The following is a 25,421-nucleotide window of genomic DNA, read 5'->3' on the forward strand; positions in this document are numbered from 1 at the left end:
AGAGCCTCCGGAGGGGGCCGACCACGCCCGACACGACAGCGCCCCGGACGGCTCCCGCCGCCGGGGCGCTGCCGTGCGCAGGCCACGATGTCCCCTGACCACCGTCCCGTTCCCCGACCACCCACGACGCGGAGGCAGCAGACGTGACCGCGACCGCACCGACCGACCCGCCCACCGCCCGGCCACCGCTCACCGGGATCACCGTGCTGGAGGTCGGCGTCTTCATGGCCGCCCCGTTCGCCGCCATGCAGCTGGCCGACCTCGGCGCCCGGGTCGTCAAGGTGGAGGACCCCCGGTCCGGCGACCCGGTCCGCGCCAGCGGGCCCTTCGTCGACGGGGAGAGCTCGCCCTACCTGCGGCTCAACCGGAACAAGGAGTCGGTCGCGCTGGACCTGAAGTCCGACGCCGGCCGGCGGGCTTTCCTGGCCCTGGTCGAGACCGCCGACGTGGTCATCGAGAACCTGCGCCCCGGCGCCATGGCCCGGCTGGGGCTGGACGCGGCCGGCATCTGGGCGGTCAACCCGCGGGTGGTCTACGCGTCGGGCTCGGGCTGGGGGCAGGACGGCCCGCTGGCCCCGCTGCCCGGGCTGGACATCATGGCCCAGGCGCGCAGCGGGCTGATGAGCACCACCGGCACCCCGGGCGGCGAGCCGGTCAAGGTCGGCGTCCCGGTGTGCGACCTGGTCTGCGGCCTCTACCTCGCGCTGGCCGTGACCGCGGCGCTGCGCGAGCGGGACCGCACCGGGGTCGGCCAGTCGGTCGACGTCTCGCTGTTCGAGGCCGGCACGAGCCTGGCCGTGTGGGAGGCCGGCCGGTACTTCGCCACCGGCGAGGTCGGCGGCCCCCTGGGGTCGGCGCACCAGAGCCAGGCGCCGTACCAGGCGTTCCGCACCGCCGACGGCTGGGTGACGATCGGCGCGAACACCCCCAACACCTGGGCGGGGCTGTGCCGGACGCTCGGGATGGACGCCGAGCTGGCCGACGAGCGCTACGCCGACGCCACCCGGCGGCACGCCCTCCGCGAGGAGCTGGCCCGGACCATCGAGCTACGGACCACCACCCGGACGACGGCCGACCTGGTCACCGCCCTCGACGCCGCCGGGGTGCCGTGCGCGCCGATCTCCGACTACGGCCAGGTCTTCACCGACGAGCACCTGCGCGCCCGGGACTTCTTCTGGGACGCGCCGCACCCGACGCTGCCGCCGCAGCGGCAGATCGGCTCGCCCATGCGGCTGTCGGCCAGCCCCGCGGTGCGCGGCCACGCCGGGCCGCCGCTCGGCGCCGACACCCGGGCGGTGCTGACCCGCGCCGGCGTGCCGGCCGACGTCGTCGACGCCGTGGCCGGCCCGGTGGCGCACCCGCAGCCCGCTCCCGTGGCCCCGGGGGAGGGCGCGTGAGCGGCGACCTGACGGTCGGCCAGGACGGCGCCGTCCTGACCGTCACCTTCGACCGGCCCGAGCAGCGCAACGCCATGACCTTCGCGATGTACGAGGGCCTGCACGAGGCCTGCGAGCGGGCGGACGCGGACGACTCCGTCCGGGTGCTCGTGCTGAGGGGCGCCGGCGGCCGGGCGTTCGTCGCCGGCACCGACATCGCCCAGTTCCTCGACTTCTCCGGCGGGGACGACGGCATCGCCTACGAGCAGTCGATCGAGCGCGTGGTGACCCGGCTCGAGGACGTCACGGTGCCCACCGTCGCCGCCGTCGAGGGCGCCTGCGTCGGCGGTGGCCTGGCGCTGGCGGCCGCCTGCGACCTGCGGGTGGCCACCACGTCGTCCCGGTTCGGCGTGCCCGTTGCCCGGACCCTCGGCAACTGCCTGTCGGTCAACAGCGTCTCGCTGCTGGTGCACCACCTCGGCCCCGCCCGGACGCTGGACCTGCTGCTGCGGGCCCGGCTGCTGTCGGCGGAGGAGGCGGCCGCGGCCGGCTTCGTGGGGCAGCTGTGCGCCGACGGCGAGCTCGACGCCGTCCTGACCGAGCTGACCACGACGCTGCTCGGCCACGCGCCGCTGAGCATGTGGGCGGCCAAGCAGGCGGTGCTGCGGCTGCGCCGGGCCGGCCTGCCCGGCGACGAGGACGTGCTGCGCACCGTCTACGGCAGCGCGGACTTCCGCGCCGGGGTCGCCGGGTTCGTGGCCCGCGAGCGGGTCAGCTGGACGGGACGCTGAGCGGCGGGGCGCCGTCCTCCCGCAGCTCGCTGGCCAGCGCGGCCGCCGCCGCCTGCAGCACGGGCACCACGCGGGGGACGGCGTCCAGGCCGAGCCGGCCCGCCGGGCCGGACACCGAGATCGCCCCGGCCGCCACTCCGCCGGGCACGGGGACGGCGACGCAGCGGACGCCGGCCTCCTGCTCCCCGTCGTCCAGCGCGTAGCCCTGCTCGGCGATCGCGGGCAGCTGGGCGATCAGCTCGTCGGGGTCGGTCACCGTGCGGTCGGTGCGGGCCGGCATGCCCGCCTGGACGACCAGCCGGCGGGCGGTCTCGGGCGGCATCTGGGCCAGCAGCACCTTGCCCACGCCGGTGCAGTGCAGGTGCACCCGCCGGCCCACCTCGGTGAACATCCGCATGGAGTGCCGGGAGGGCACCTGGGCGGCGTAGACGACCCGGTCGCCGTCGAGCATCGCCATGTTGGCGGTCTCGCCGATGGTGTCGACCAGCCGGTACAGGTGCGGCTCGGCCCAGGTGGCGAGCACGCGCGAGGAGCGCTCCCCGAGGTGGATCAGCCGCGGCCCGAGCACGTAGCGGCGCGAGGGCAGCTGGCGCACGTAGCCCCGCGCCACGAGGGTGCGCACCAGGCGGTGGATCGTGGACACGGCGAGCCCGCTGTCGGCCGCCAGCCGGCTGATGGCGACCTCGCCGCCGGCGTCGGCCATGAGCTCGAGCAGCAGGAAGGCGCGGTCCAGCGACTGCACGCCCTCCGCCGACCCACCAGCCGTCATCGCTGCCTCTCCCCGCGCCGGCCGCACCCCCGGCCCCGGGTTGACCACCGGTGAGCGGCAGCACTACTTTTCCAGTTAACAGACATCCTCTTCCACGATGCGGAAGAACACTACCCTCATCAGCCGCTTCGCGGAACCGGCCGGTGTCCAGCCCGCGACCTCAGGGAGAGCCAGTGAGCGCCACTGCCGGCGTGGAGGGTCACGCGATCACCCGGTCCTGGCTCCGTGGCCAGGGCGCGGCCGGCACCAACGGCCTGATGCGGGACGCCGCCACCGCGGGGATCAGCCGCAGCCAGGTGTGGCAGTCGCTGGACAACGGCGTCAAGCTGTCGAACGGCGAGACGGTCACCCGGGAGCTGGTCGAGCGCCTCACCGACGAGGAGGTGCAGGCCATCGAGCAGTCCCGCGGTGACGCCCTCGCCTCCGGTCGCTGGGACGACGCCCGCTCGCTGTTCCCGGAGACCGCGGTCGCCGACGAGTACCAGGACCTCCCCGCCCTGCCCGCCTACGAACGGATGCCGTGACGCCATGACCGCCGTCGCCGAACCGGCCGTCTCCGACCGGACCGCTGCCCTCGCCGAAGCGCTGCGGACCGCGATCGGTACCGAGCGGGTGCTGACCGACCGCACCCAGGTGCGCACCTACGAGTGCGACGGGCTGGCCAACTTCAAGGTCACCCCGGCGATCGTCGTGCTGGCCGAGAGCCGGCAGCACGTCGTCGACACGGTCCGGCTCTGCTCCGAGGCCGGCGTGCCGTTCGTGGCGCGCGGCTCCGGGACCGGCCTGTCCGGTGGCGCGCTGCCCAGTGCGGACGGCGTCCTGCTGGTGATGTCCCGGCTGCGCTCCCTGGGCCCGGTCGACGCGGACAACCGGCAGGTCACCGTCGAGCCGGGGGTGATCAACCTGTGGGTGACCCGGGACGCGGCGCCGTTCGACCTGGCGTACGCGCCCGACCCGTCGTCCCAGCTGGTCTGCTCGATCGGCGGCAACGTGGCCGAGAACGCCGGGGGCGCGCACTGCCTGAAGTACGGCTTCACGGTCAACCACGTCCTCGGCGCCGAGGTGGTGCTGCCCGACGGCGAGGTCGTGCACCTGGGCGGGCGGGCTCCCGAGCACCCCGGCTACGACCTGCTGGGCGCGTTCATCGGCAGCGAGGGCACCCTGGGTGTCGCGACCGAGCTGACCCTGCGGCTGATCCGCGTGCCCGAGGCCGTGCAGACCATGCTGGTGGGCTACCACTCGGTCGAGGACGCCGCCGGCACGGTCAGCGACATCATCGCGGCCGGGATCCTGCCGGCCGCGGTCGAGATGATGGACGCGCTGGCCATCGAGGCCGCCGAGGCCGCGGTGAGCTGCGGCTACCCCGAGGGCGCGGTGGCGGTGCTGGTCATCGAGCTCGACGGCCCGCAGGTCGAGGTCGAGGCCCAGTTCCGGCAGGTGGAGGAGATCGCCCGGCGGCGCAACGCCTTCGAGACCCGCATCGCGGCCGACGACGCCGAGCGGGGGCTGATGTGGAAGGGGCGCAAGTCGGCGTTCGCGGCGGTCGGCCGGATCAGCCCGTCCTACTTCGTCCAGGACGGCGTCATCCCGCGCACCAAGCTGCCCGAGGTGCTGGCCGAGATGAAGCGCATGGCCGACGAGAAGGGGCTCCGCGTCGCCAACGTCTTCCACGCCGGGGACGGCAACCTGCACCCGCTCGTGCTCTTCGACGACGCGGTCGAGGGCCAGGCGCACGAGGCCGAGGAGCTGGCCGGCGACATCCTCGAGCTCTGCGTCACCTCCGGCGGCTCGATCACCGGCGAGCACGGGGTGGGCAGCGAGAAGCGCATGAAGATGGCCAAGCAGTTCACGCCTGCCGACCTCGACACGATGCAGCTGGTCCGGTGCGCCTTCGACCCCGACGGCATCGCCAACCCGGGCAAGGTCTTCCCCACCCCACGGCTGTGCGGGGAGCGGCCCGGCGTCCGCAAGGGCGAGCACCCGGTGCAGGCGGCCGGTCTCGGCGAGGTCTTCTGATGTCGGCCCCGGCCGTCACCCGCCGGCCCGGCGGCACCGACGACGCCGTCGGCGGGGTGGTGCCGCGGGAGGTCGTCCGGCCCGGGACGGTCGAGGAGGTCGCCGACGTCCTGCGGGCCGCGGCCGCCGACGGCCGCACCGTCGTCCCGGTCGGCGGGCGCAGCAAGCTGACCTGGGCGGCGCCGCCGGAGTCCTGCGACCTGCTCCTCGACGTCACCGGCCTCGACCGCATCGTCGAGCACGTCGCCGGAGACCTCACCGTCGTGGCCGAGGCCGGGGTCCGGCTGGGCGACCTGCAGGCGCAGCTCGGCGAGGCGGGCCAGCTGCTCGGCCTGGACCCGCCCGAGGACGGCGCCACGCTGGGCGGCCTGGTGAGCGCGAACGCCTCCGGGCCGCGACGGCTGCGCTACGGCACCACGCGCGACCTGCTCATCGGGATCACCGTCGTCCTCGCCGACGGCACGCTCGCCCGCGCCGGCGGCAAGGTCGTCAAGAACGTCGCCGGCTACGACCTGGGCAAGCTCTACACCGGGGCCCACGGCACGCTCGGCGTCGTCGTCTCCACCACCTGGCGGCTGCACCCGGTGCCGCCCGCGCGCCGGGTGGTCACCCTGGACCTGCCGGACGTCGCGGCCGCGGGGCCGCTGTCGATCGCGCTGGCCCGCTCGACGCTCACCCCCTCGGCGGTGGAGCTGAGCGGCACGGCCGGCGGCCCGGGGCGGCTCGTCGTGCTGTTCGAGTCGATCGCCGAGTCGGTGACCGACCAGGCGCGTTCGGCCGTCGCCCTGCTGGGTGGCGGCGAGGAGTCCGACGACCTGCCCGAGGACTTCGGCCGGCGGCCCGGCGGTGCGGACGACGTGCTGCTCCGGCTCGCCCACGCGCCGGCGGCCCTCGCCGCGGTGCTGGCCGCGCTGCCCGCCGGCACCCCCGTGTCCGCGCACGCCGCCACAGGAGTGGCCTACGCGGCCGTCCCCGCCGCCGAGGCGGCCGGCGCGCTGCCCCGCCTGCGCGCCGCGATCGCCGAGCACGACGGGACCGCGGTGGTCCTGCGGGCACCCGACGCCGTCCGGGACGCCCTGGACCACTGGGGCCCGGTCGGCGACTCGCTGGAGCTGATGCGGCGGGTCAAGGAGAGGTTCGACCCCGAGCGGCGGATGTCGCCGGGCCGGTTCGTCGGAGGGTTGTAGATGACCGAGATCACCCCGGGCAGCCACGGTCAGGGCGACGCACCGCCGCCCGGGTCCCCGGGCGCCTCCCCGAACGTGGGCCCGGTGCGCGACTCGGTCGCCGACCTGCCGTCCGGTGCCCCCACGGGTGCCCAGCGGGCCGCGGACGAGGCGCCGGCCGCGGTCGTGGGAGCGCGCCGGCCGCTCGACATCGGCCAGGACATCGACCTGCCGGCCGGCACCGGAGCGGCCACCGTCGGCACGCCGACCCTGCTGGGCCTGCCTGGCACCCGGCAGGCCGTGCAGCCGGCGTTCGACGAGCACCACCCGCCGGACCCGGCGCTCATCGGCGACTGCGTGCACTGCGGCTTCTGCCTGCCGACCTGTCCCACGTACGTGCTGTGGGGCGAGGAGATGGACAGCCCGCGCGGGCGCATCTACCTCATGAAGGAGGCGCTGGAGGGCGAGCCGCTCGACGACTCGATGGTGCGCCACTTCGACCAGTGCCTGGGGTGCATGGCCTGCGTGACGGCCTGCCCGTCCGGCGTGCAGTACGACAAGCTCATCGAGGCCACCCGGCCGCAGATCGAGCGGCGGTACGAGCGCTCCCGGGCCGAGAAGCTCTACCGCGACCTCATCTACAACCTGTTCCCCTACCCGCGGCGGCTGCGCGCCCTGCGCGGGCCGCTGCGGGCGTACCAGGCCAGCCGCCTCGGCAGCCTGCTGACCCGCTCGGGCCTGATCCGCCGGTTGCCGGCTCCCCTGCAGGCGATGGAGTCGCTGGCGCCCAAGCTCGGCCCGGTGGAGTCCGTCCCCGAGCGGACCCCGGCCGTGGGACAGCGGCGGGCCGTCGTCGGGCTGCTGGCCGGGTGCGTGCAGGGCACCTTCTTCCCCGACGTGAACGCCGCGACCGTCCGGGTGCTCGCCGCCGAGGGCTGCGACGTCATCGCGCCGCGGCGGCAGGGTTGCTGCGGCGCCCTGCCCGGCCACGGCGGCCGGGAGGAGCAGGCCCTCGACTTCGCCAAGCGGACGATCGAGACCTTCGAGCGGGCCGGGGTCGACTACGTCGTGGTGAACGCGGCGGGCTGCGGCTCGAACATCAAGGAGTACGGGCACCAGCTGCGCGACGAGCCGGAGTGGGCGGAGCGCGCCGAGGCGCTGGCCCGCAGGTCCCGGGACATCAGCGAGTTCATCGTCGAGATCGGCCCGGTCGCCGAGCGGCACCCGCTGCCGATGACCGTGGCCTACCAGGACGCCTGCCACCTGGCCCACGCGCAGGGCATCCGCGAGGAGCCGCGGAAGCTGCTGCGCGGGATCCCCGGCATCGAGCTCAAGCCGCTCGTCGAGGCCGAGCTCTGCTGCGGCAGCGCCGGCACCTACAACATGCTGCAGCCGGAGCCGGCGCGGGAGCTGGGCGAGCGCAAGGCGGCCGCCGTCCTCGCGACCGGGGCGGACCTCATGGTCACGGCCAACCCCGGCTGCTGGATGCAGGTGGCGACGACGCTGGCCCGCATGGGCGAGCGGATGCCGGTCGCCCACACGGTCCAGGTGCTCGACGCCTCGATCCGCGGGGTGCCGGTCGAGCAGCTGCTCGACCGGGCCCTCAACGGGCCCGGTACCGCCCTGACCCGCCCGACCCCGGCGCAGCGGTGAACCCGGCCGCCTGGTAGGCACCACCCGCACGACCGCGCCACCACACCACCCGCACCACCCGTCCCCCTGCCAGCCTCGTCCCCTCACCGCCGAGGGAAGGAGCCCCGTTGTTCGAGCAGGTCGTCGACCCCGTAGGTGGGTCACTGGCGCTGAGCGCCCTGGTGGCAGCCATACCGCTGCTCACCCTCTTCGTGCTCCTCGGTGCCCTGAAGGTCAAGGCGTGGTTGGCGGGGCTCATCTCGCTGGCCGTCGCGATCGTCCTGGCCATCCTGGCGTTCCGGATGCCGGTCGGGCAGGCCGTGCTGTCGGCGTCCGAGGGCGCGGCCTTCGGTTTCTTCCCGATCCTGTGGATCGTCATCAACGCGATCTGGGTCTACAACCTCACGGTCGCCACCGGTCACTTCGACGTCCTGCGGCGCTCGTTCGAGAAGGTCAGCCCCGACCAGCGGATCCAGGCGATCATCATCGCCTTCTGCTTCGGCGCGCTGCTCGAGGCGCTGGCCGGCTTCGGGACGCCGGTCGCCATCAGCGTCGTCATGCTCATGGCGCTGGGCTTCCAGCCGATGAAGGCCGCCGCGGTGGCGCTCATCGCCAACACCGCCCCGGTCGCCTTCGGCGCCCTGGCGACGCCGATCATCACGCTTGCCACGGTGACCTCCGGCGTGAGCGACGACGCCCGGCTGACCGTCGACACCCTGGGTGCCATGGCCGGCCGGCAGACGCCGATCCTGGCCGCGTTCGTGCCCCTGGTGCTGGTCTTCGTCGTCGACGGCAAGCGCGGGTTGCGCGACACCTGGCGGGAGGCGCTGGTCGGCGGTGTCGCGTTCGGCGTCGCCCAGTTCATCGCCTCGAACTACATCTCGGTGCCGCTGACCGACATCATCGCCGCGCTCGTGGCCGCGGCCGCCGTCGTCGCCGTCGTCCGGATGCGCAAGGCCGCCTACGAGCCGGTCACCGCGGCCACCCTGGCCGGTGGCGGTGCCGGCACCGTGGCCGCCGGGTCCGGCGGCACCCGTGGCGCCGGCGGGGTCGGCGCGACCGCCGGCGAACAGCTCGGGGACGCACCGGGCGACCAGGCCCCGCGCGACCCGCACGCCCCCGCCGTCGGCAGCGCCGACCGGCCGGCCGTCGAGGACAGCCGCAACGAGGTCATCAAGGCCTACGCCCCGTACCTGATCATCATCGTCATCTTCTCGCTGGCCAGCCTCGGCCCGGTGAAGGCCGCGCTGGCCCAGGCCCCGTGGACGACGTCCTTCGCGTGGCCGGGGCTGAACGTCTTCGCTGCCGGCTCGGACACCGAGCTGTCCTCGACGACGTACAACTTCAACTGGCTGCCCGCCGCCGGCACGCTGATGATCATCGCCGGCCTGATCACCATGCTCGTCCTGCGGATCTCCCCCGGGCGGGCGTTCAAGGCCTACGTCGACACCTACCGCGAGCTCAAGTGGGCCATCGTCACCGTGATGGCGGTGCTCGCGCTGGCCTACGTGCTGAACCAGTCCGGCATGACCAGCCACCTCGGCCGGCTGCTGGCCGAGACCGGCGGCTTCTTCGCCTTCCTGTCCCCCATCCTGGGCTGGATCGGCGTCGCGGTGACCGGGTCGGACACCTCGGCCAACGCGCTGTTCGGCGCCTTGCAGGTCCAGGCGGCGACCAACGCCGGCCTCGACCCGGTGCTGCTCGCCGCGGCCAACTCCTCCGGCGGCGTCATGGGCAAGATGGTCAGCCCGCAGAACCTGGCCATCGCCGCCGCCGCGGTCGGCATGGCCGGCCGGGAGGGGGAGCTGTTCCGGAAGGTGTTCGGCTGGAGCATGCTGCTGTTGCTGCTGATGTGCCTGATCGTGGTCCTGCAGGCCACACCGGTGCTCGGCTGGATGGTCCCCGATCCAGTGAGCGGGTGACCCGCTGACGACGGCGCCCCCGTACCCGGCCGGGTACGGGGGCGCCGTCGTGCGTGGGCCCGGCTACTCGCCTGTCTCGGCCTCGCGGGCCTCACCGAGGCGGTTCAGCCGCGCCAGCAGCTCGCCGAGCGTGGCGACGTCCTCGGCCGGCCAGCCGGCGAGGTCGGCCTCCCAGCGGGCCCGGCGGGCGTCCCGGATGCGGGACAGCCGGGCCGCGCCCTCGGCGGAGGTGCTGAGCACCTGGGCGCGGCCGTCGGCGGGGTCGGCCTCGCGGCTGACCAGGCCCAGCGCGACCAGCGAGGACACCTGGCGGCTCACCGTGCTCTTGTCCAGCCCGAGCCGGGCCACCAGGTCGCTGGCGCGCAGCGGGCCGGCGTCCTGCAGCAGCGCCAGCAGACCGTAGGCGGCGCCGTCCAGGTCCGGGTGCAGCTCCCGGGACAGCCGGGCGGAGATGGCCCGGGAGCGGCGCAGCAGCAGGCCGATCTCCCGCTCCACCCGGACGAACGACTCGTGGGTGTCGACCTGGGTCACGACACCTCCTCGCCGGCGCTCGTCGCCACCGTGTCCCCGGGTGCCGTGCTCGTGCACGCTCGTCACCGCTCCTCCCGGGGCCGCCAGACCACCAGCGCCGAGGTGGCGGGCCGCAGCGGGACGATGGCACCGGAGTAGCCGGCACCGGAGTAGCCGTCGCGCCCGAACCCGGCCCGGACGGCGGACTCGGCCGCGATCGCCCGGTGCTCGGCGAGCTCGACCTCGGTGATCAGCTCCTGCACCCGTTGCTGCAGCGCCTCCACCTGCGACTCCAGGTCGATGATCCGCTTGATCCCCGCCAGGTTGACGCCGTCCTCCTGGGACAGCCGCTGGACCTCGCGCAGCAGGGCGACGTCCCGCGGGCTGTACCGCCGGCCGCCGCCCCGGGTGCGGCCGGGGCTGACCAGGCCGAGGCGGTCGTACTGCCGCAGCGTCTGGGCGTGCATGCCGGCCAGTTCCGCGGCCACCGAGATGACGAAGACCGGGGCGTCCTCGGCCACGGCGCGGCCGGCGTCGGCCGGCTCGCGCCCGTCGGTCGGCAGGGTCACCGCGCGGCACCTCCCTGCTGCTGCACCGCGGCGGTGATCCGCGGCCGCGGGTCGCCGAGCTCGGCCTCGAGCACCTTGACGGCCTCCTCCGCGGCGGGTGTGAGCCGCTTGGGCACCGCCACCTCCACGGTGACCAGGAGGTCGCCGTTGCGGCCCTTGCCGGGCACGCCGCGGCCGCGGACCCGCAGCGTCTGGCCGCTCGCCGTCCCGGCAGGGACCTTGAGCGTGACGTTGCCGTCGAGCGTGGGCACGGTCAGCGTGGCACCGAGGGTGGCCTCGGCGAAGGTGATCGGCACGGTCAGCGTCAGGTCGTTGCCGGTGCGGCCGAACAGCTCGTGGCCGGACACGTGGACGACGACGAACAGGTCACCCGCCGGCCCGCCGCGCCGTCCCGGGGCGCCCTTGCCGGCCAGCCGGATGCGCTGGCCGTCCTTGACGCCGGCCGGGATCCGGACGGTGATCGTGCGGGTCTGGTTGGTGACGCCGTTGCCCGCACAGGTCGGGCAGGGGTCGTCGACCACCTGGCCGGTGCCGCGGCAGTTGCGGCAGGGCTCGGAGAAGGCGAACGCCCCCTGGCTGCGGCTGGTCACCCCGGCGCCCTGGCACACCGGGCAGGTGTGCGGGCTGGTGCCGGGCTTCGCGCCGCTGCCGGCGCAGGTCGGACAGGTGCCCGGGCTCTGCATGCGCAGCGGCACCGTCACGCCGAGGACGGCCTCGTCGAAGGAGAGCGTCGCCTCCGTCTCGACGTCCTGGCCACGGGCCGGGCCGGACGCCGCCTGGCTGCGCGCCCGGGCCGAGCCGGCCCCGGCCCCGGGCCCGGCACCGCCGCCGAAGAGCCCGCCGAACAGGTCGCCGAGGCCGCCGGCACCGGTGCGCCCGCCGCCGGCCGCGCCGAAGATGTCACCGAGGTCGAACGGCTGACCGCCGCCGGCCCCGCTCGGGAAGCCGCCGGGGAAGCCGGCCCGCGCGCCCGCGCCGCCGGCCCCGAAGAGGCGACGCGCCTCGTCGTACTCGGCCCGCCGCTTGGGGTCGGAGAGGACGTCGTAGGCCTCGGAGACCTCCTTGAACCGGGCCTCGGCCTCGGTGTTGCCCGGGTTCTTGTCCGGGTGCAGGTCGCGGGCCAGCTGGCGGTAGGCCTTCTTGACGGCCGCCGCGTCGGCGTCCTGGGCGACGCCCAGAGCGGCGTAGTAGTCCTTCTCGATGAAGTCCCGGGTGCTCATCGGGCGCCCCCTCTCCGCCTCAGTCGGCCGCCGGGCCCTCGCCCGGCTGCGCGGGGGCGGCGTCCTCGGCGGGTGCGGCCAGGACCGTCTCCGGGTCGGTGACCGCGACCATCGCCGTCCGCAGCACCCGGTCGCCGCGGCGGAAACCCTGCCGCAGGACCGTCGTGGCGGTCGGGACGTCGACGTCGGCCGAGGTGTCGTGGATGACCGCCTCGTGCAGCGCCGGGTCGAACGGGTCGCCGGCCACGCCGAACGCCTCCACGCCCAGGCCGTCGAGCAGCCCCAGGACGCGGTCGGCCACCACCTTGAACGCGCCGTTCAGGTCGCCGTGGTCCCTGGCCCGCTCGATGTCGTCGACGATCGGGAACAGCTGGGTGGCGAACCGCTCGGCGGCCTGGTCCACCACGAGCTGGCGGTCCCGGTCGACCCGCCGGCGGTAGTTCGCGTACTCGGCGGTGACCCGCTGGAGGTCCTCGGTCCGTTCCACCAGCTGGCGGGCCAGGTCACCACCTGCACCGTCGTCGTCCACCACCGTCGGCTGCGCGCCGTCGCCGGCCTCGTACTCGCTCATCTGCTCCCCTGCTGGATCCGCGCCCGGGCGGGCGCCGGCCGGCTGCTCACCGGCCGGCACCCGCACGGTGCCGCTGGTCGGGTCGATGCGCCGCTTGTCGCGGATGACGACCCGCGGCTCCTCTTCCCGCTCGCTCATCGGCGGTCGTCGTCCTCGTCGATGATCTCGGCGTCCACCACGTCGTCGTCGGACGCCGTGGCCCCGGTGGCCCCGGTGGCCCCACCGGGCGTGCCGGCGTCGCCGGCGGCACCGGCGCCCGCGGCCCCCGTCTCGGCCTGCTGGGCGTAGAGCGCCCCGCCGACCTCCTGGGAGACCCGGGCGACCTTCTCCTGGGCCGCCTTGATCGCCGCGATGTCCGAGCCGCCGAGCGCCGAGCGCAGCTCGGTGAGGGCCTCGCCGAGCTCCTCCTTCTTGTCGGCCGGGATCTTGTCACCGTTCTCGGCCAGGAACTTCTCGGTCTGGTACTGCAGCGACTCGGCGAGGTTGCGGGTCTCGGCCTCCTCGCGGCGGCGCTTGTCCTCCTCGGCGTGCGCCTCGGCGTCCTTCATCATCCGCTCGATGTCGTCCTTCGGGAGGGCCGAGCCACCGGTGATGGTCATCGACTGCTCCTTGCCCGTGCCCAGGTCCTTGGCGGTCACGTGCACGATGCCGTTGGCGTCGATGTCGAAGGCCACCTCGATCTGCGGGACGCCACGGGGCGCCGGGGGCAGACCGGTCAGCTCGAACATGCCGAGCTTCTTGTTGTAGGCGGCCATCTCGCGCTCGCCCTGGAAGACCTGGATCTGCACGGACGGCTGGTTGTCGTCGGCCGTCGTGAAGATCTCCGAGCGCTTGGTCGGGATCGTGGTGTTGCGCTCGATGAGCTTGGTCATGATCCCGCCCTTGGTCTCGATGCCCAGGGACAGCGGGGTGACGTCGAGCAGCAGGACGTCCTTGACCTCGCCGCGGAGGACGCCGGCCTGCAGCGCCGCACCGATGGCGACGACCTCGTCGGGGTTGACGCCCTTGTTGGGCTCCTTGCCGCCGGTCAGCTCGCGCACCAGGTCGGACACGGCCGGCATGCGGGTCGAGCCACCCACGAGGACGACGTGGTCGATCTGGCCGACCGAGATGCCGGCGTCGCGGACCACCTGGTTGAACGGCGCGCGGGTGCGCTCCAGGAGGTCCTGCGTCATCCGCTGGAACTCGGCGCGGGTGATCGTGACGTCGAGGTGCAGCGGGCCCTCGGCACCGGCGGTGATGTAGGGCAGGTTGAGGTTGGTCGACTGCGCGCCGGACAGCTCGATCTTGGCCTTCTCGGCGGCCTCACGGAGCCGCTGCATGGCCAGCTTGTCCTTGGACAGGTCGATGCCGTTGGACGCGTTGAAGGTCCGGACCAGGTGGTCGACGATCTTCTGGTCCCAGTCGTCGCCGCCGAGGTGGTTGTCACCGGCGGTGGCCTTCACCTCGATGACGCCCTCGCCGATCTCCAGCAGGGAGACGTCGAAGGTGCCGCCGCCGAGGTCGAACACGAGGATCGTCTGCTCGGTCTCGCCCTTGTCCAGGCCGTAGGCGAGCGCCGCCGCGGTGGGCTCGTTGACGATCCGCAGCACGTTGAGGCCCGCGATCTCACCGGCCTCCTTGGTGGCCTGGCGCTGCGCGTCCTCGAAGTAGGCCGGGACGGTGATGACCGCGTCGGTCACCGGCTCGCCCAGGTAGGTCTCGGCGTCCCGCTTGAGCTTCTGCAGGACGCGGGCGCTGATCTCCTGCGGCGTGTAGCGCTTGCCGTCGATCTCCGACGACTTCCAGTCCGTGCCCATCTCGCGCTTGACGCTGCGGATGGTGCGGTCGACGTTGGTGACGGCCTGGTTCTTGGCCGACTGGCCGACGAGGACCTCGCCGTTCTTGGCGAACGCGACGACCGACGGGGTGGTGCGCGAGCCCTCGGAGTTGGCGATCACCGTCGGCTCGCCGCCCTCCAGGACGGTGACGACGGAGTTGGTGGTGCCGAGGTCGATACCGACCGCTCGAGCCATGGAGCTGGCCTCTCTTCCGTGTGCTGGGGTGGTGCTGGTCCGTGTGGGGAGTCGGGTGTCCGCCTTGCGCGGGGTCCACTCAACTTTCCTGCCCACCCTAACGGCAGTCCGCGTGGGAGTGTTCCCGGGGTGCGGCCGCGTCCTGCCCCCGGTCCACCCGATGATCAGCTGAGCTGATCGTTCCGTCTCCGGGCTCACGACCAGTGCTGAGCCAGGACCTGCAGCGTTGAGCCTGGACGCGGCACAGGACGTCAGGCGGACCGTGACGAGAGGACCGACCGGTGGACGACGGTGAAGCGCCGCGGCCCGGTCAGCGGTGTCGCCAGCAGCGCGGCGAGTCGGGCGCCGACCCGCTCCCACCCCGGTCCGAGATCGGCCCGGGCGACTCGCACCACCCGGATGTCCAGGTCCCGCAGACGGTCCTCACGGCGCTTCTCCTCCCAGAGCACCCGGGCCGGCGAGCGGCCGTCTCGCGGGTCCTCGTACTTGACCAGCCCGTCGAACTCCACCGCGACGGCCGCCTCCTCGTACCAGCCGTCCACGCGACCGACCAGGCCGCGGGCGTCGCGGATCTCCACCTGCAGCTCCGGCGCAGGCAACCCGCTCCCCACGATGCGCAACCGCCCGAGCGTCTCGAGCGGGGACTCCGCGCGCCCGTCCGCCAGGCCTGCGGCCCGCGCCGCGTCGCCGACGCCCACCCAGTGGGTCTCGGCCAGCACCGCGGCCGTCAGCTCCGGTTGCGACAGGAGCGCGGCATGCAGAGCTGCGTCCATGGCCACGACGGCGTCCTCGAGAGCCCACTCCCGCGCGCAGTCGACGAGTGTCCGCGCGGGAGCGGTGATGCGGAACGCGCCCATCGCCCGGACGTCGGCCGACGGCAGTGTGGCGCGGGCGACTTCGTACCCCCTCCCGCGTCGCCACTGGACGTCGTCGGTGAGACGGACGACCTCCGTTCGCGACGGGGGGACGACGATGCCGCCCAGGCGAGCGGCCGACGCATGGCTGACCACGGCGCGCCCGCCCAGCCGGACGAGCACCGCCGCGCACTCCAGCCGGTGCCGGGCCACCGGGTCGCCGTACGCGGCCTCGAGCACGGGCCTCTCGGCGTACACGCCGCGCCGCAATCGGATCCAACGACCTCGGCCGACCTGCGCCTGCACCTCCTCGTAGGTGTAACCGACCCGAATGGCGTCCTTGGAGGCGAAGGCGCCGAACTGGCGGTCGGCCACGGCGCGGAGGGCGGGGTGCACGGACCGACTCTCGATCGGTCGCCGCTGCAGCAGGGCGGTCGACCCACATCTGTGGACAGCGCCGTCCGAGCTCGGTGACGCGCGTCCTGGATCACCACTGGACGTGAGGCAGGACCCTTGGCGATCAGCTCACCTAATCATCGGACCACGACGGCGACCATCGGGTGGATCGGGCTCGTCGGCGGGTGGTTACCGGCGAGTAGCCTGTGCGGCCGACAGCTATCGTCCGACGCGTGCGGGCACCGGTGCCCGCGCACGGCCCTCGACGGCGGCGAGTCCACCCGCCGTCGTGGCGGGCGGGGGATCAACCGACGCCGCGCAGGCGTCCGGGAGGGATGTTCGATGGGCCCCTTGCAGGTCGTCCTGGGGACGATCAGCCTCGTCTTCCTCGCCGTGTCGGTGGTGCTCGCCTACCGCGCGGTGCGGGCCATGGTGCGGATCATCAGGACCGGGCAGCCGGACAGCACCCGCAACGGCCCGCTGGGTCCGCGCCTGAAGACGCTGGCCGTGGAGTCGCTCGGGCACACCCGGATGCTCAAGTGGTCCTCGATCGGCGTCGCCCACTGGTTCGTGTTCCTGGGCTTCTACGGCCTGTTCCTCACCCTGGTCGAGGCCTTCGGCGAGGTCTGGGACCCGGCCTTCCACCTGCCGCTCGTCGGTGAGCTGGGCGTGTGGAACCTCTTCGCCGACGTCATCGGCACCGGCACGGTCCTCGGGATCCTCTACCTGGTCTACCGGCGCCAGAAGGACCACCCGCGCCGGCAGGGCCGCACCAGCCGCTTCGCCGGCTCCAACGAGGGCCGCGGCTACTTCGTCGAGGCCGTCGTCCTGACCGTCGGCGTCTGCATCCTGCTGATCCGCGGGCTCAAGGTCTCGAGCGACCTGACCGACGCCCCGGCCTGGTCGCACCCGATCTCGGGCCTGCTGGCCACCGTGCTCCCGGACAGCCCGGACCTGCTGAGCGTCGTCGCGTTCGTCAAGATCGTCGTCTCGCTGACCTGGCTGGTCGTGATCAGCCGGGTCCTCAACATGGGCGTGGCCTGGCACCGGTTCAGCGCCTTCCCGAACATCTACTTCAAGCGCGAGGCGGACGGCGCCCCGGCGCTGGGCCCGCTGCAGCCGATGACCTCCGGCGGCGAGCCGATCGACTTCGAGGACCCCGACGAGGACGCGGTCTTCGGCCGCGGCAAGATCGAGGACTTCACCTGGAAGGGGATGCTCGACTTCACCACCTGCACCGAGTGCGGGCGGTGCCAGAGCCAGTGCCCGGCGTGGAACACGGGCAAGCCGCTCAGCCCCAAGATGGTGATCATGGACCTGCGGGACCACCTGTACGCCAAGGCCCCGTACCTGCTCGGTGAGAAGACCGCGTCGGAGACCGCACCGGACTACGACGTCCTGCAGCCCAGCGACGAGCAGGTCTGGGCGTCGGGCTACGCGCGCATCGAGGGGACCAACGACGCCCAGGCCCACCGCCCGCTGGTCGGCACCCTGGAGGAGGGCGGGGTCATCGACCCCGACGTGCTGTGGAGCTGCACCAACTGCGGTGCCTGCGTCGAGCAGTGCCCGGTCGACATCGAGCACGTCGACCACATCGAGGACATGCGCCGCTACCAGGTGCTCATCGAGTCCAGCTTCCCGTCCGAGGCCGGCGTGATGCTGCGCAACCTGGAGAACCGGGGCAACCCGTGGGGCGTCCAGGCCAGCACCCGCGAGGACTGGGTGAAGGAGGTCGACTTCGAGGTCCGGCAGGCCGACGGCCCGCTGCCCTACGACGTCGAGTACCTGTTCTGGGTCGGCTGCGCCGGCGCCATCGACGACCGCGCCAAGAAGGTCACCAAGGCCGTTGCCGAGCTGCTGCACACCGCCGGCGTGGAGTTCGCCGTCCTCGGCTCGGGCGAGACCTGCTCGGGCGACCCGGCCCGCCGCATGGGCAACGAGTTCGTCTTCCAGATGCTGGCGCAGGAGAACGTCGCCACGCTGGACGGCGTCTTCGAGGGCCGGGTACCGGGGATGCGCAAGATCGTCACCACCTGCCCGCACTGCTTCAACTCGCTGGGCAAGGAGTACCCGCAGGTCGGCGGCCACTACGAGGTCGTGCACCACACCCAGCTGCTGGGCCAGTTGGTGGCCGACGGCCGGCTCACCCCGGTCACCCCGGTCGACCGCAAGGTGACCTACCACGACCCGTGCTTCCTCGGCCGGCACAACAAGGTCTACACGCCGCCGCGGGAGATCCTCGACTCCGTGCAGGGCCTCTCCACCCAGGAGATGCACCGCTGCAAGGACCGCGGCTTCTGCTGCGGCGCCGGCGGTGCGCGCATGTGGATGGAGGAGAAGATCGGCAAGCGGATCAACGTGGAGCGCACCGAGGAGGCGCTGGGCCTGGAGCCCGACGTCATCTCCACCGCGTGCCCGTTCTGCATCACCATGCTCAGCGACGCGCTGACGACGAAGAAGCAGAACGGTGAGGCGGCCGAGCACGTCGAGGTGCTCGACGTCAGCCAGATCCTGCTCCGCTCGATGGCCCCGGTCGGCACGCCGGGCACCGAGCACGGCGCGGACGTCGGCACCCAGGCCGACGACGTGGCCGGCACCGGCTCGCCGGCCACGGAGCACGGCTCGCCGCACTGAGAGAGGACCCCGGCACCGGCGACGACGGCGCGTGTCCCCCGCCCGGGGCGCGCGCCGTCGTGCCCGTGCGGGTAGAACGTGCCGGTGCTGCTCCACCTGCGGGTCACCGTGCCACCGGACCGGACCGACGACGTGGTCGAGCTGCTCGGCCGCTCCCCCGGCACCGCGCACCTCGCCGTCCTGCCCGGGGCCTCGGTCGCGCCACCCGGCGACCTGGTCATGGCCGACGTCGCCCGGGAGTCCGCCGACGCGCTGGTCGACGAGCTGCGCCGGCTCGGTGTCGCACGCGACGGCGGCATCACCATGGAGGCCGTCGACGCGGCGGTGTCCACGGCCGCCGAGCGCGCCGAGGAGCGCGCCCCGGGGGACGGCGCCGACGCCGTCGTCTGGGAGCAGGTGGTTCGGACGACGGACGCCGACTCCGCGCTGTCGGCCTCCTACCTGGCCTTCCTGACCATCGCGACGCTGCTCTGCGCCGTCGCGATCGTCAACGACTCGGCCGTCCTGCTGATCGGCGCGATGGTGCTGGGGCCGGAGTTCGCCCCGCTGGCCGGCCTGGCCCTGGCGGTGGTGCACCGCCGGCCGTCCCTCGCGCGGCAGGCGGGCACCTCGCTGGCCGTCGGCTTCGGGCTCGCGATCGCGCTGACCACGCTGGCCGCGCTGGCCGGTCGGGCGCTGGGCTGGTTCGGCACCGAGGTGCTCACGGCCGAGCGCGCGGAGACCGGCTTCATCACCGCCCCGGACCGCTGGTCGGTCGTCGTGGCCGTGCTCGCGGGGGTGGCCGGCGTCCTGTCGCTCACCTCGGCCAAGAGCGGCGCCCTCGTCGGCGTCTTCATCTCGGTGACCACCGTCCCTGCCGCCGCGGACATGGCGGTCGCCCTGGCGCTGGGTGGCGGGACCGAGTTCGGCCGCGCAGCCACCCAGCTGGCCGTCAACGTGGCCGGGATCCTCGCCGCGGCGCTGGCCACCCTGGCCCTGCAGCGGGCGGTGTGGCGCCGCGTCCCGCACGTCCTCCCGCGGATGACGGCGGCCGCTCCGGCCCCGGACGGACCCGCCCCCCGATAGCCCGCACCGGCGCGGGACCATCGGGGCGTGTCCCGCCCCTCCGCCTCCGCCGGCGACCGGCGGGGTCTGGTGCTCGTCGGGACGGCGATCGTCCTCACCGGCCTGAACCTGCGGACGGCGGTCAACAGCGTCGGCCCGGTGCTGCAGGAACTCGAGCACGGGCTGGGGATCTCCAGCGGCCTGACCGGGCTGGTCACGAGCCTGCCGGTCATCTGCTTCGCCGTCATCGGGTTCGCCGGGCCGCCGCTGGCCGCCCGCTTCCGCGACGGGCACGTGCTGGCCGGCGCACTGCTGGCGATGGCCGCCGGCCTGGTGCTGCGGGCGGCGGCCGGGGCGTTCTGGCTCTTCGTCGCCGGCACCGTGCTGGCCATGGTCGGCGGCGCCCTGGGCAACGTGCTGCTGCCGAGCCTGGTGAAGCGGTGGTTCCCGACGCGCACCGGCCTGCTCGTCGGCGCCTACGGCACGGCCATGGCCGCCGGCGGGGCGGTCGCCTCGGTGTCCGCCGCGCCCATCGCGCGGGCCGCCGGGGACGCCGGCTGGCGCTGGGCGCTCGCGGTGTGGGCGGTGCCCGCGCTGCTCGCCGCGCTGCCGTGGCTCGCGGTGCCGCGGCGGCCCGGTGCCTCCCGGACGGCGCACACCGCGGTGCCGCTGCGCTCGCTGGCGCGCAGCCCCACGGCCGTGGCGCTGGCGGCCTTCTTCGGCTTCCAGGCGATGCAGGCCTACATCATCATCGGCTGGACGGCGCAGTACCTGCGGGACTCCGGGTTGGACGCCGCGACGGCCGGGCTGCTGCTCGGCGTCAACACGGTGGTCGTCGTCCCGCTCAACGCCGTCGTCCCGCCGCTCGCCGTGCGCCCGCGGCTGCAGCGGCCGCTGTTGCTGGTCTTCGTCGCCTGCTACGTCGCCGGCTACGTGGGCCTGATGGCCGCCCCGCGGACCGTGCCCTGGCTGTGGATGACCCTGCTCGCCCTCGGGATGAGCACCTTCGCGATGGTGCTCGCGCTCATCGGCCTGCGGGCCCGGACGCCGGAGACCACCGCGGCCCTGTCCACCGTCGTCCAGGGGTGGGGGTACGTGCTCGCCGGCGCCGGACCGCTGCTGGCCGGGGTCCTGCTGGGGGCGACCGGGAGCTACGCCGGCATGTTCGCCGTCGCCCTCGCCGGCGTCGCGGCGCTGCTGGCCACCGGCTGGCTGGCCACCCGGGAGCGGTTCGTGGACGACGAGGTCGCCGCCCGGGTGCCGGCGGTCAGGGAGCCGGACGCCGCGTCTCCGCGCGGGTGAAGTTGCGGAACGAGCGCGAGGGCGTGGGGCCGCGCTGGTCCTGGTAGCGGGAGCCGTAGACCGCCGAGCCGTACGGGTGCTCGGCCGGGCTGGTCAGCCGGAACATGCAGAGCTGGCCGATCTTCATGCCCGGCCACAGCGTGATCGGCAGGTTGGCCACGTTGGACAGCTCGAGGGTGATGTGCCCGGAGAAGCCCGGGTCGACGAAGCCGGCCGTGGAATGGGTGAGCAGTCCGAGACGGCCCAGCGAGGAGTTGTGGGTGGGGACGTAGCTGTCCCCGATCAGGAACATGCCACTCGGAGCCGACACCTGGATGCACCGCACCGGCACGGTCGGCACCTCCCGGACGGCGCGCACGCTGCGGTGCTCGTGGCCCCGGCCGTCGGTCTTGAGCCGGGCCAGCTTGCGGGCCAGCCGGAACACCGGCAGACGCGGCGTGAACTCCACCTGGAAGGCCGGGCCGCAGTCGATGCCGTTCAGCATCGCGCGCTTCTTCCGGCGGGTCGGCCGCAGGCCGAGGCTCGCCGCGAGTTCGTGCACCGCCCAGGACAGGTCCTCGCGCGTGTTGACGAACTCGCAGCGGCCCTGCTCGTCGACGTACCCGTCGGAGTCCATCAGCCCCTGCAGGAGCGCCAGCCGCTGCGGGACGTCGGCGGTCAGGTAGGCGGCGGGCACCCGCTTGTCCCCGAGCAGGCCGAGAACGCGGAGGTGGCTGCTCAACGAGTCGTTGCCGGCGGAGCGCCCACCCTCACCGCGCCGGTGCGCGTGGTGGTCGCCCCGGACGGCGCCGCCGAGCCGGTACGCCGCCGGGGCGGTCGCCGGCCACACGCGGTATCCCGCGGCCTCGAAGGAGGCGAGGACCTCCTCGTCGCCGCGGCCGACGGTGATCTCCCCCGTGGCGCTCGTGCCGTCGCCGAGCCAGTACCCGAGGACGTAGGGGTCGATGGGCAGGTCTGCCGTCGGGTACTGCGCGGCCCCGGCCAGTGCGATGTGGTGGCTGAGCTCCTGCCCGTAGCGCAGGGTGGCAGCGATCTCGTCCGTGGTCTTCGGCGACGATGTCCGGGGCCGACCGGTGCGGCGCTCCTGCTTGCTGGTCGTCACCCACAGGTGAGCGGCGTCGGCGATGAACAGGGAACCGTCGCTGAGCTCGACCTCACGACACGGCCGACCGACCATCACCTCCGTGGCAGCCAGGACGCGGCACCGGCTGCCGTTCTCGTCGAAGACCTCGTCGCCGACGCTGAGATCGCCCATCGTCTTCCAGCCGGTGGGGGTCGGCACCTGGGTCTCCAGGGCCAACGCCTTGCCCTCCAGTCGCGCCGCGAGGTCGTCCGGGAGACTCACGACCTCGAGCGTCGAGCCGAGCACGAACTCGCCGGGGTGCAGCACGAAGGGCTCGTCGCCGTCCGGCTCGACCAGCGTGGTCAGGTCGTCCTGCTGCTGCGCGGGGTCGATGTGGGTGTACCGCGCGTTGTTGAACACCCGGAAGAACCGGTCCAGCCGGACGTCGATGCTCGAGGGCTGCACCAGCGCCTTGTCATAGGGCTCGATGCCCAGACGGCCCTCGGCGATGGCAGCCGTGATGTCGCGGTCGGACAGCAGCATGCGGCGGAGTGTAGGGACCTCCCCCCGGCCTGGCGGCCAGCGGCGGAGTCCAGGGTCCGCGCCGGCTCACCACTCCGGGCGAATCCGGCCGGCCGGCCCTCAATGCCGCCTCCGGTACCGCCGATGCCGTCCCGCCGACCCGTTCCGGGGCCGGCGCTGGTCCGGGGCACCGCCCCCGGTGGAGTGGAGGGTCCGTGTCCGGTTCCCGAGGAGCGTCGCTGCGTCGCGGTGCCCTGACGGTCGTGCTCGTCACCGCGTCGGTCGCCGGCTACGCCGGTGCCGCGGCGGTGAGCGCGCTCGCCCTCCCCGCGGTGCAGGAGGCCACCGACTTCGGCCCCGGCGACGGGTTGTCCCGCTACGTGCTCACCGCCGACCAGGGCGTCCCGCCGGCCGAGCTGGTCGCGGCGCTCGGCAGCGCCGACGGCGTCGTCAACGCCCAACCGGTGGGCGGCGACCGCGTGCTGGTCGCCACCGCGGGCCTCGCCCCGCACCACCTGGAGGCCCTGCCCGGGGTGGCCGACGCCGAGTACTCGCCGGCCGTGCCCGTCGCCGCCGGGACGGTCGCCGACCCGTTCTGGCCGCAGTACGGCTGGAACCTGGAGAACACCGGGACCAACGCCTACAACCAGGCGGCCCGGGCCGACGCCGACGCCGACGTCACCGCCGGCTGGGAGGCCGCCGCGGGGGAGGACGTCGTCGTCGCGGTCGTCGACACCGGCTACGACTCCGACCACCCGGACCTCGCCGGCGCGCTGTGGACCAACCCGGCCGAGGCGTGCGGCAACGCCGACCGGGACGGCAACGGCAAGGCCGGTGACTGCCACGGCTGGAACTTCACGACCAACAGCGCCGACGTCGACAACGGGGCCAACGGCACCCACGGCGCCAGCGTCGCCGGAGCGGTCGGCGCCCGGGCCGGCAACGGCCGGGGCACCGCGGGCGTGGCCCCGGGCGTGACGATCATGCCGCTGGTCATCGGCAGCGGCAGCGGCGTGGACATGGTCCTGGGCGCGGAGGCGATCCGCTACGCGGCCGACCACGGCGCCGACGTCGTCAACGCCTCGTGGGGCGGTCCGGCCGGCGGCTGGGCCCTGGACAACCTGCGCTCGGCGGTCGCCTACGCCGCGAGCAAGGGCGTGGTCGTCGTCGTCGCGGCCGGCAACGACGCCCGCGACCGGGACGCCGCGCCGGTGTACCCCGCCAGCCTGACCGAGGACAACGTCGTCACCGTCGGCTCCTCCACGGCCGCGGACACCCGCAGCGACTTCTCCGCCTGGGGTGCGGGCTCGGTCGACCTGTTCGCCCCCGGCACGCTGGTCTTCACCACCTGGAACGACGGCGGCTACCGGCTGATCAGCGGGACGTCGATCGCCTCGCCCCAGGTCGCCGGTGCCGTGGCGCTCTACCGGCAGGCCATGCCGACGGCGACCCCGCAGCAGCTGCGCCGCGCGCTGCTCGAGGACGTCGACCCGGTGGCGGCGTTCGCCGGGCGGTCGGCCACCGGTGGCCGGTTGTCGCTGACCCGCCTCCCGGCCCGCGCGGCGGACACCGTCTCCTACACCTTCACCTCGCTGTCGGCCCCCGCCGGCGTCGTCTCCCCGGGCGTCGCCGCGGCCGGCACGCCGGTCGCCGGGGACTACGGCGTCACGCTCGGCCTGGGCATGGAGTACGAGGGCGAGGTCTGGGCCGTGTCCGGCGCCGAGCTCACCGTCGGCGGCACCACGCTCGCGACCGACGACACCGGGACGGCGCGCTTCCCGCTCGGCCGGGCCGCCGGTCCGGCCGCCCTCGCCCTCTCCCCCTCGGTGGAGCTCGGCGACGGCCGCTACGTGCTGACCGTCCAGCTGGACCGCGACGGGGCGGCCCTGGGCCGCACCTACGCCGCACCCCTGGTCGTCGGGACGGCGGTGTCCCCGGCGCCCGGCGGCGGCAGCACCCCCGGCACCCCTCCCTCGGGCGGCTCGGGCCCGGGCGGCTCCGGCCCGGGGGGGTCCGACGGCTCCGGCGGGTCCGACGGCCCGGGCAGCCCCGGGTCCGGTGACTCCGGCGGCGGGACGGACCGGTCCACCCCGGGTGGCGCGGGCACCGGTACCGGCCCGGGTGGCTCCGGCTCCGGCGGCTCGGGCCCGGGTGGGTCCGGCTCGGGCGGCAGCCCGGATCCGGGCGGGGACAGCGGCGCCGGCTCGGCCGGCCCGCGTGCGGACGGCGCCGACGGCGCGAGCGGCTCCGGCGGCGGCGGGTCCGGCAGCTCCCCCGACGTCCCGTCGGGCCGCACCACGCCGACCGTCCCGGACGTGCCCTCGGGCACCCGCACGCCGACCACCCCCGACGCCCCCAGCGGGTCGGGCGGGTCCGGCACGCCGGCTCCCGGCGGTGGCGAGAACGTCTACCCGCGCGTGGGTCCGTTCGGCATCACCTCGCTGAGCCCGGCCCGGGTCGGCACGGCCGGCGGCACGCTGGTGACCATCACCGGCACCGCGCTGCCGGCGGGTCCGCGGGTCCGCATCGGCGACGCCGCGGCCGCGACCGTCGTCCGCTCGTCGACGACCCAGCTCGTCGTGCGGGTCCCCGCCCGGGCCGCGGGCGTGTACGACGTGCACGTCTTCGCCCCGGACGGCCGGTCCTCGGTCCTCACGGCGGCGCTGACCTACGGCGACGCCCCGGCCGGCACCTCGCCGGGCGGGCCGGGCGGCACCGCCCCCGGTGGCCCGACCCCGGGCGGCTCCGGCGGCACCGCTCCGGGCGGCGACGCCGGCCCCGGCGGCCCGCCGGACGCCGGGAGCGGCTCCGCCGACGTGCGCACGGGGCCGAACGGGCTGCGGCTGGTCCGCAGCGCGGTCTTCGCCGGGCTGCGGACGGTCTGGTCGACGGACTGCTCGTCGTCCTGCCGCGGCGTCCGCGTCTGACCGCACGGCTCCTCCGCCGGGCCACCGGCCGGACCCCGTCCGGCCGCGCGGCTGCGGGCGGAGGCGACCGGCTCACTCGACGGGGTGCCCCGCTGACCACCCGGGTACCGTTCGGTCCCGGC

General features: G+C 74.5%; 18 protein-coding genes and 2 pseudogenes. 11 read left to right on the forward strand and 9 right to left on the reverse strand.

Going from position 1 to position 25,421, the window contains the following annotated elements; all coding sequences use genetic code 11:
• Positions 1-143 precede the first annotated feature (143 nt).
• Together BLR12_RS10275 and BLR12_RS10280 are read left to right on the forward strand one after the other, a co-directional pair.
• Entirely contained in the window at positions 144-1,397 is a 1,254-nt protein-coding gene (locus BLR12_RS10275; RefSeq protein ID WP_218120618.1) for a CaiB/BaiF CoA transferase family protein, read from the forward strand.
• Complete coding sequence (locus BLR12_RS10280; protein WP_091377213.1) at positions 1,394-2,167, forward strand: enoyl-CoA hydratase; 774 nt, start codon at positions 1,394-1,396, stop codon at positions 2,165-2,167. The genes BLR12_RS10275 and BLR12_RS10280 overlap by 4 nt, the downstream gene beginning before the upstream one ends.
• Here BLR12_RS10280 and BLR12_RS10285 read toward each other — a convergent pair.
• Positions 2,148-2,936, reverse strand: coding sequence for an IclR family transcriptional regulator (locus BLR12_RS10285; protein ID WP_091377216.1), 789 nt, complete (start codon positions 2,934-2,936; stop codon positions 2,148-2,150). The genes BLR12_RS10280 and BLR12_RS10285 overlap by 20 nt on opposite strands.
• A 173-nt stretch (positions 2,937-3,109) precedes the next feature.
• Here BLR12_RS10285 and BLR12_RS10290 point away from each other — a divergent pair, with 173 nt between their 5' ends.
• The 5 genes from BLR12_RS10290 to BLR12_RS10310 all read left to right on the forward strand — a co-directional run bounded on the left by BLR12_RS10290 (position 3,110) and on the right by BLR12_RS10310 (position 9,672).
• A complete protein-coding gene (locus BLR12_RS10290; RefSeq protein ID WP_255363412.1) occupies positions 3,110-3,460 on the forward strand; it encodes a hypothetical protein in 351 nt (116 codons plus the stop codon).
• Positions 3,461-3,464: 4 nt separating this feature from the next.
• Complete coding sequence (locus tag BLR12_RS10295; protein WP_091377219.1) at positions 3,465-4,952, forward strand: FAD-linked oxidase C-terminal domain-containing protein; 1,488 nt, start codon at positions 3,465-3,467, stop codon at positions 4,950-4,952.
• Positions 4,952-6,139: an FAD-binding oxidoreductase gene (locus BLR12_RS10300; protein WP_091377222.1), complete on the forward strand. Its 1,188-nt coding sequence runs from the start codon at positions 4,952-4,954 to the stop codon at positions 6,137-6,139. The genes BLR12_RS10295 and BLR12_RS10300 overlap by 1 nt, the downstream gene beginning before the upstream one ends.
• Positions 6,140-7,771 carry a (Fe-S)-binding protein gene (locus tag BLR12_RS10305; protein WP_176832456.1) on the forward strand — a complete coding sequence of 544 codons (1,632 nt, stop codon included), beginning with the start codon at positions 6,140-6,142 and terminating at the stop codon, positions 7,769-7,771. It abuts the gene before it with no gap.
• A 107-nt stretch (positions 7,772-7,878) separates the two neighbouring features.
• The gene (locus BLR12_RS10310) at positions 7,879-9,672 is read left to right on the forward strand and encodes an L-lactate permease (RefSeq protein ID WP_091377225.1); all 1,794 of its coding nucleotides are present in this window, start codon (positions 7,879-7,881) and stop codon (positions 9,670-9,672) included.
• A 63-nt stretch (positions 9,673-9,735) separates the two neighbouring features.
• On the opposite strand, the gene BLR12_RS10315 is transcribed toward BLR12_RS10310, so the two are convergent.
• From BLR12_RS10315 to BLR12_RS10340, 6 genes are all read right to left on the reverse strand, one after another.
• Positions 9,736-10,203 carry a MarR family winged helix-turn-helix transcriptional regulator gene (locus tag BLR12_RS10315; protein WP_091377228.1) on the reverse strand — a complete coding sequence of 156 codons (468 nt, stop codon included), beginning with the start codon at positions 10,201-10,203 and terminating at the stop codon, positions 9,736-9,738.
• Between the two features lie 62 nt (positions 10,204-10,265).
• Complete coding sequence (locus BLR12_RS10320; RefSeq protein ID WP_091377231.1) at positions 10,266-10,751, reverse strand: heat shock protein transcriptional repressor HspR; 486 nt, start codon at positions 10,749-10,751, stop codon at positions 10,266-10,268.
• On the reverse strand, positions 10,748-11,971 hold the full coding sequence (gene dnaJ, locus BLR12_RS10325) for a molecular chaperone DnaJ (protein WP_091377234.1): 1,224 nt from the start codon (positions 11,969-11,971) through the stop codon (positions 10,748-10,750). Before dnaJ ends, BLR12_RS10320 begins: the two co-directional genes overlap by 4 nt.
• A gap of 19 nt (positions 11,972-11,990) precedes the next feature.
• The gene (gene grpE / locus BLR12_RS10330; protein WP_091377236.1) at positions 11,991-12,680 is read right to left on the reverse strand and encodes a nucleotide exchange factor GrpE; all 690 of its coding nucleotides are present in this window, start codon (positions 12,678-12,680) and stop codon (positions 11,991-11,993) included.
• Positions 12,677-14,557 carry a molecular chaperone DnaK gene (gene dnaK / locus BLR12_RS10335; protein WP_091377238.1) on the reverse strand — a complete coding sequence of 627 codons (1,881 nt, stop codon included), beginning with the start codon at positions 14,555-14,557 and terminating at the stop codon, positions 12,677-12,679. The genes grpE and dnaK overlap by 4 nt, the downstream gene beginning before the upstream one ends.
• 251 nt (positions 14,558-14,808) lie before the next feature.
• Entirely contained in the window at positions 14,809-15,807 is a 999-nt protein-coding gene (locus BLR12_RS10340; RefSeq protein ID WP_091377241.1) for a type IV toxin-antitoxin system AbiEi family antitoxin domain-containing protein, read from the reverse strand.
• A gap of 342 nt (positions 15,808-16,149) precedes the next feature.
• On the opposite strand from BLR12_RS10340, the gene BLR12_RS10345 reads away from it, so the two are divergent.
• The 3 genes from BLR12_RS10345 (at position 16,150) to BLR12_RS10355 (ending at position 20,787) form a co-directional block, all read left to right on the forward strand.
• Positions 16,150-18,441, forward strand: coding sequence for a (Fe-S)-binding protein (locus tag BLR12_RS10345; RefSeq protein WP_091377244.1), 2,292 nt, complete (start codon positions 16,150-16,152; stop codon positions 18,439-18,441).
• Between the two features lie 84 nt (positions 18,442-18,525).
• Positions 18,526-19,506: a DUF389 domain-containing protein gene (locus tag BLR12_RS10350; RefSeq protein ID WP_218120619.1), complete on the forward strand. Its 981-nt coding sequence runs from the start codon at positions 18,526-18,528 to the stop codon at positions 19,504-19,506.
• Between the two features lie 27 nt (positions 19,507-19,533).
• Positions 19,534-20,787: an MFS transporter gene (locus BLR12_RS10355; RefSeq protein WP_091377246.1), complete on the forward strand. Its 1,254-nt coding sequence runs from the start codon at positions 19,534-19,536 to the stop codon at positions 20,785-20,787.
• Here the strand turns inward: BLR12_RS10355 and dcd (BLR12_RS25645) are convergent.
• Positions 20,753-21,040 (reverse strand): annotated as a pseudogene (gene dcd, locus BLR12_RS25645) (dCTP deaminase); the annotation flags it as partial. The gene BLR12_RS10355 and the pseudogene dcd (BLR12_RS25645) sit on opposite strands and share 35 nt — an antisense overlap.
• 249 nt (positions 21,041-21,289) lie before the next feature.
• Positions 21,290-22,393, reverse strand: a pseudogene (gene dcd / locus BLR12_RS25180) (dCTP deaminase); the annotation flags it as partial.
• Positions 22,394-22,635: 242 nt separating this feature from the next.
• On the opposite strand from dcd (BLR12_RS25180), the gene BLR12_RS25525 reads away from it, so the two are divergent.
• Positions 22,636-25,299 (forward strand): S8 family serine peptidase, encoded by a 2,664-nt coding sequence (locus BLR12_RS25525; RefSeq protein ID WP_143018754.1) that lies wholly within the window; start codon positions 22,636-22,638, stop codon positions 25,297-25,299.
• Positions 25,300-25,421 lie beyond the last annotated feature (122 nt).

Source organism: Geodermatophilus sp. DSM 45219 (genome assembly GCF_900104025.1).
Classification (GTDB): Bacteria; Actinomycetota; Actinomycetes; order Mycobacteriales; family Geodermatophilaceae; genus Geodermatophilus.

Coding starts and splice junctions, on each gene's coding strand:
- dnaK (WP_091377238.1), bottom strand. CDS start 14,557: ATGGCTCGAGCGGTCGGTATCGACCTCGGCACCACCAACTCCGTCGTC.
- BLR12_RS10345 (WP_091377244.1), top strand. CDS start 16,150: ATGGGCCCCTTGCAGGTCGTCCTGGGGACGATCAGCCTCGTCTTCCTC.
- dnaJ (WP_091377234.1), bottom strand. CDS start 11,971: ATGAGCACCCGGGACTTCATCGAGAAGGACTACTACGCCGCTCTGGGC.
- BLR12_RS10285 (WP_091377216.1), bottom strand. CDS start 2,936: ATGACGGCTGGTGGGTCGGCGGAGGGCGTGCAGTCGCTGGACCGCGCC.
- BLR12_RS10295 (WP_091377219.1), top strand. CDS start 3,465: ATGACCGCCGTCGCCGAACCGGCCGTCTCCGACCGGACCGCTGCCCTC.
- BLR12_RS10300 (WP_091377222.1), top strand. CDS start 4,952: ATGTCGGCCCCGGCCGTCACCCGCCGGCCCGGCGGCACCGACGACGCC.
- BLR12_RS10305 (WP_176832456.1), top strand. CDS start 6,140: ATGACCGAGATCACCCCGGGCAGCCACGGTCAGGGCGACGCACCGCCG.
- grpE (WP_091377236.1), bottom strand. CDS start 12,680: ATGAGCGAGCGGGAAGAGGAGCCGCGGGTCGTCATCCGCGACAAGCGG.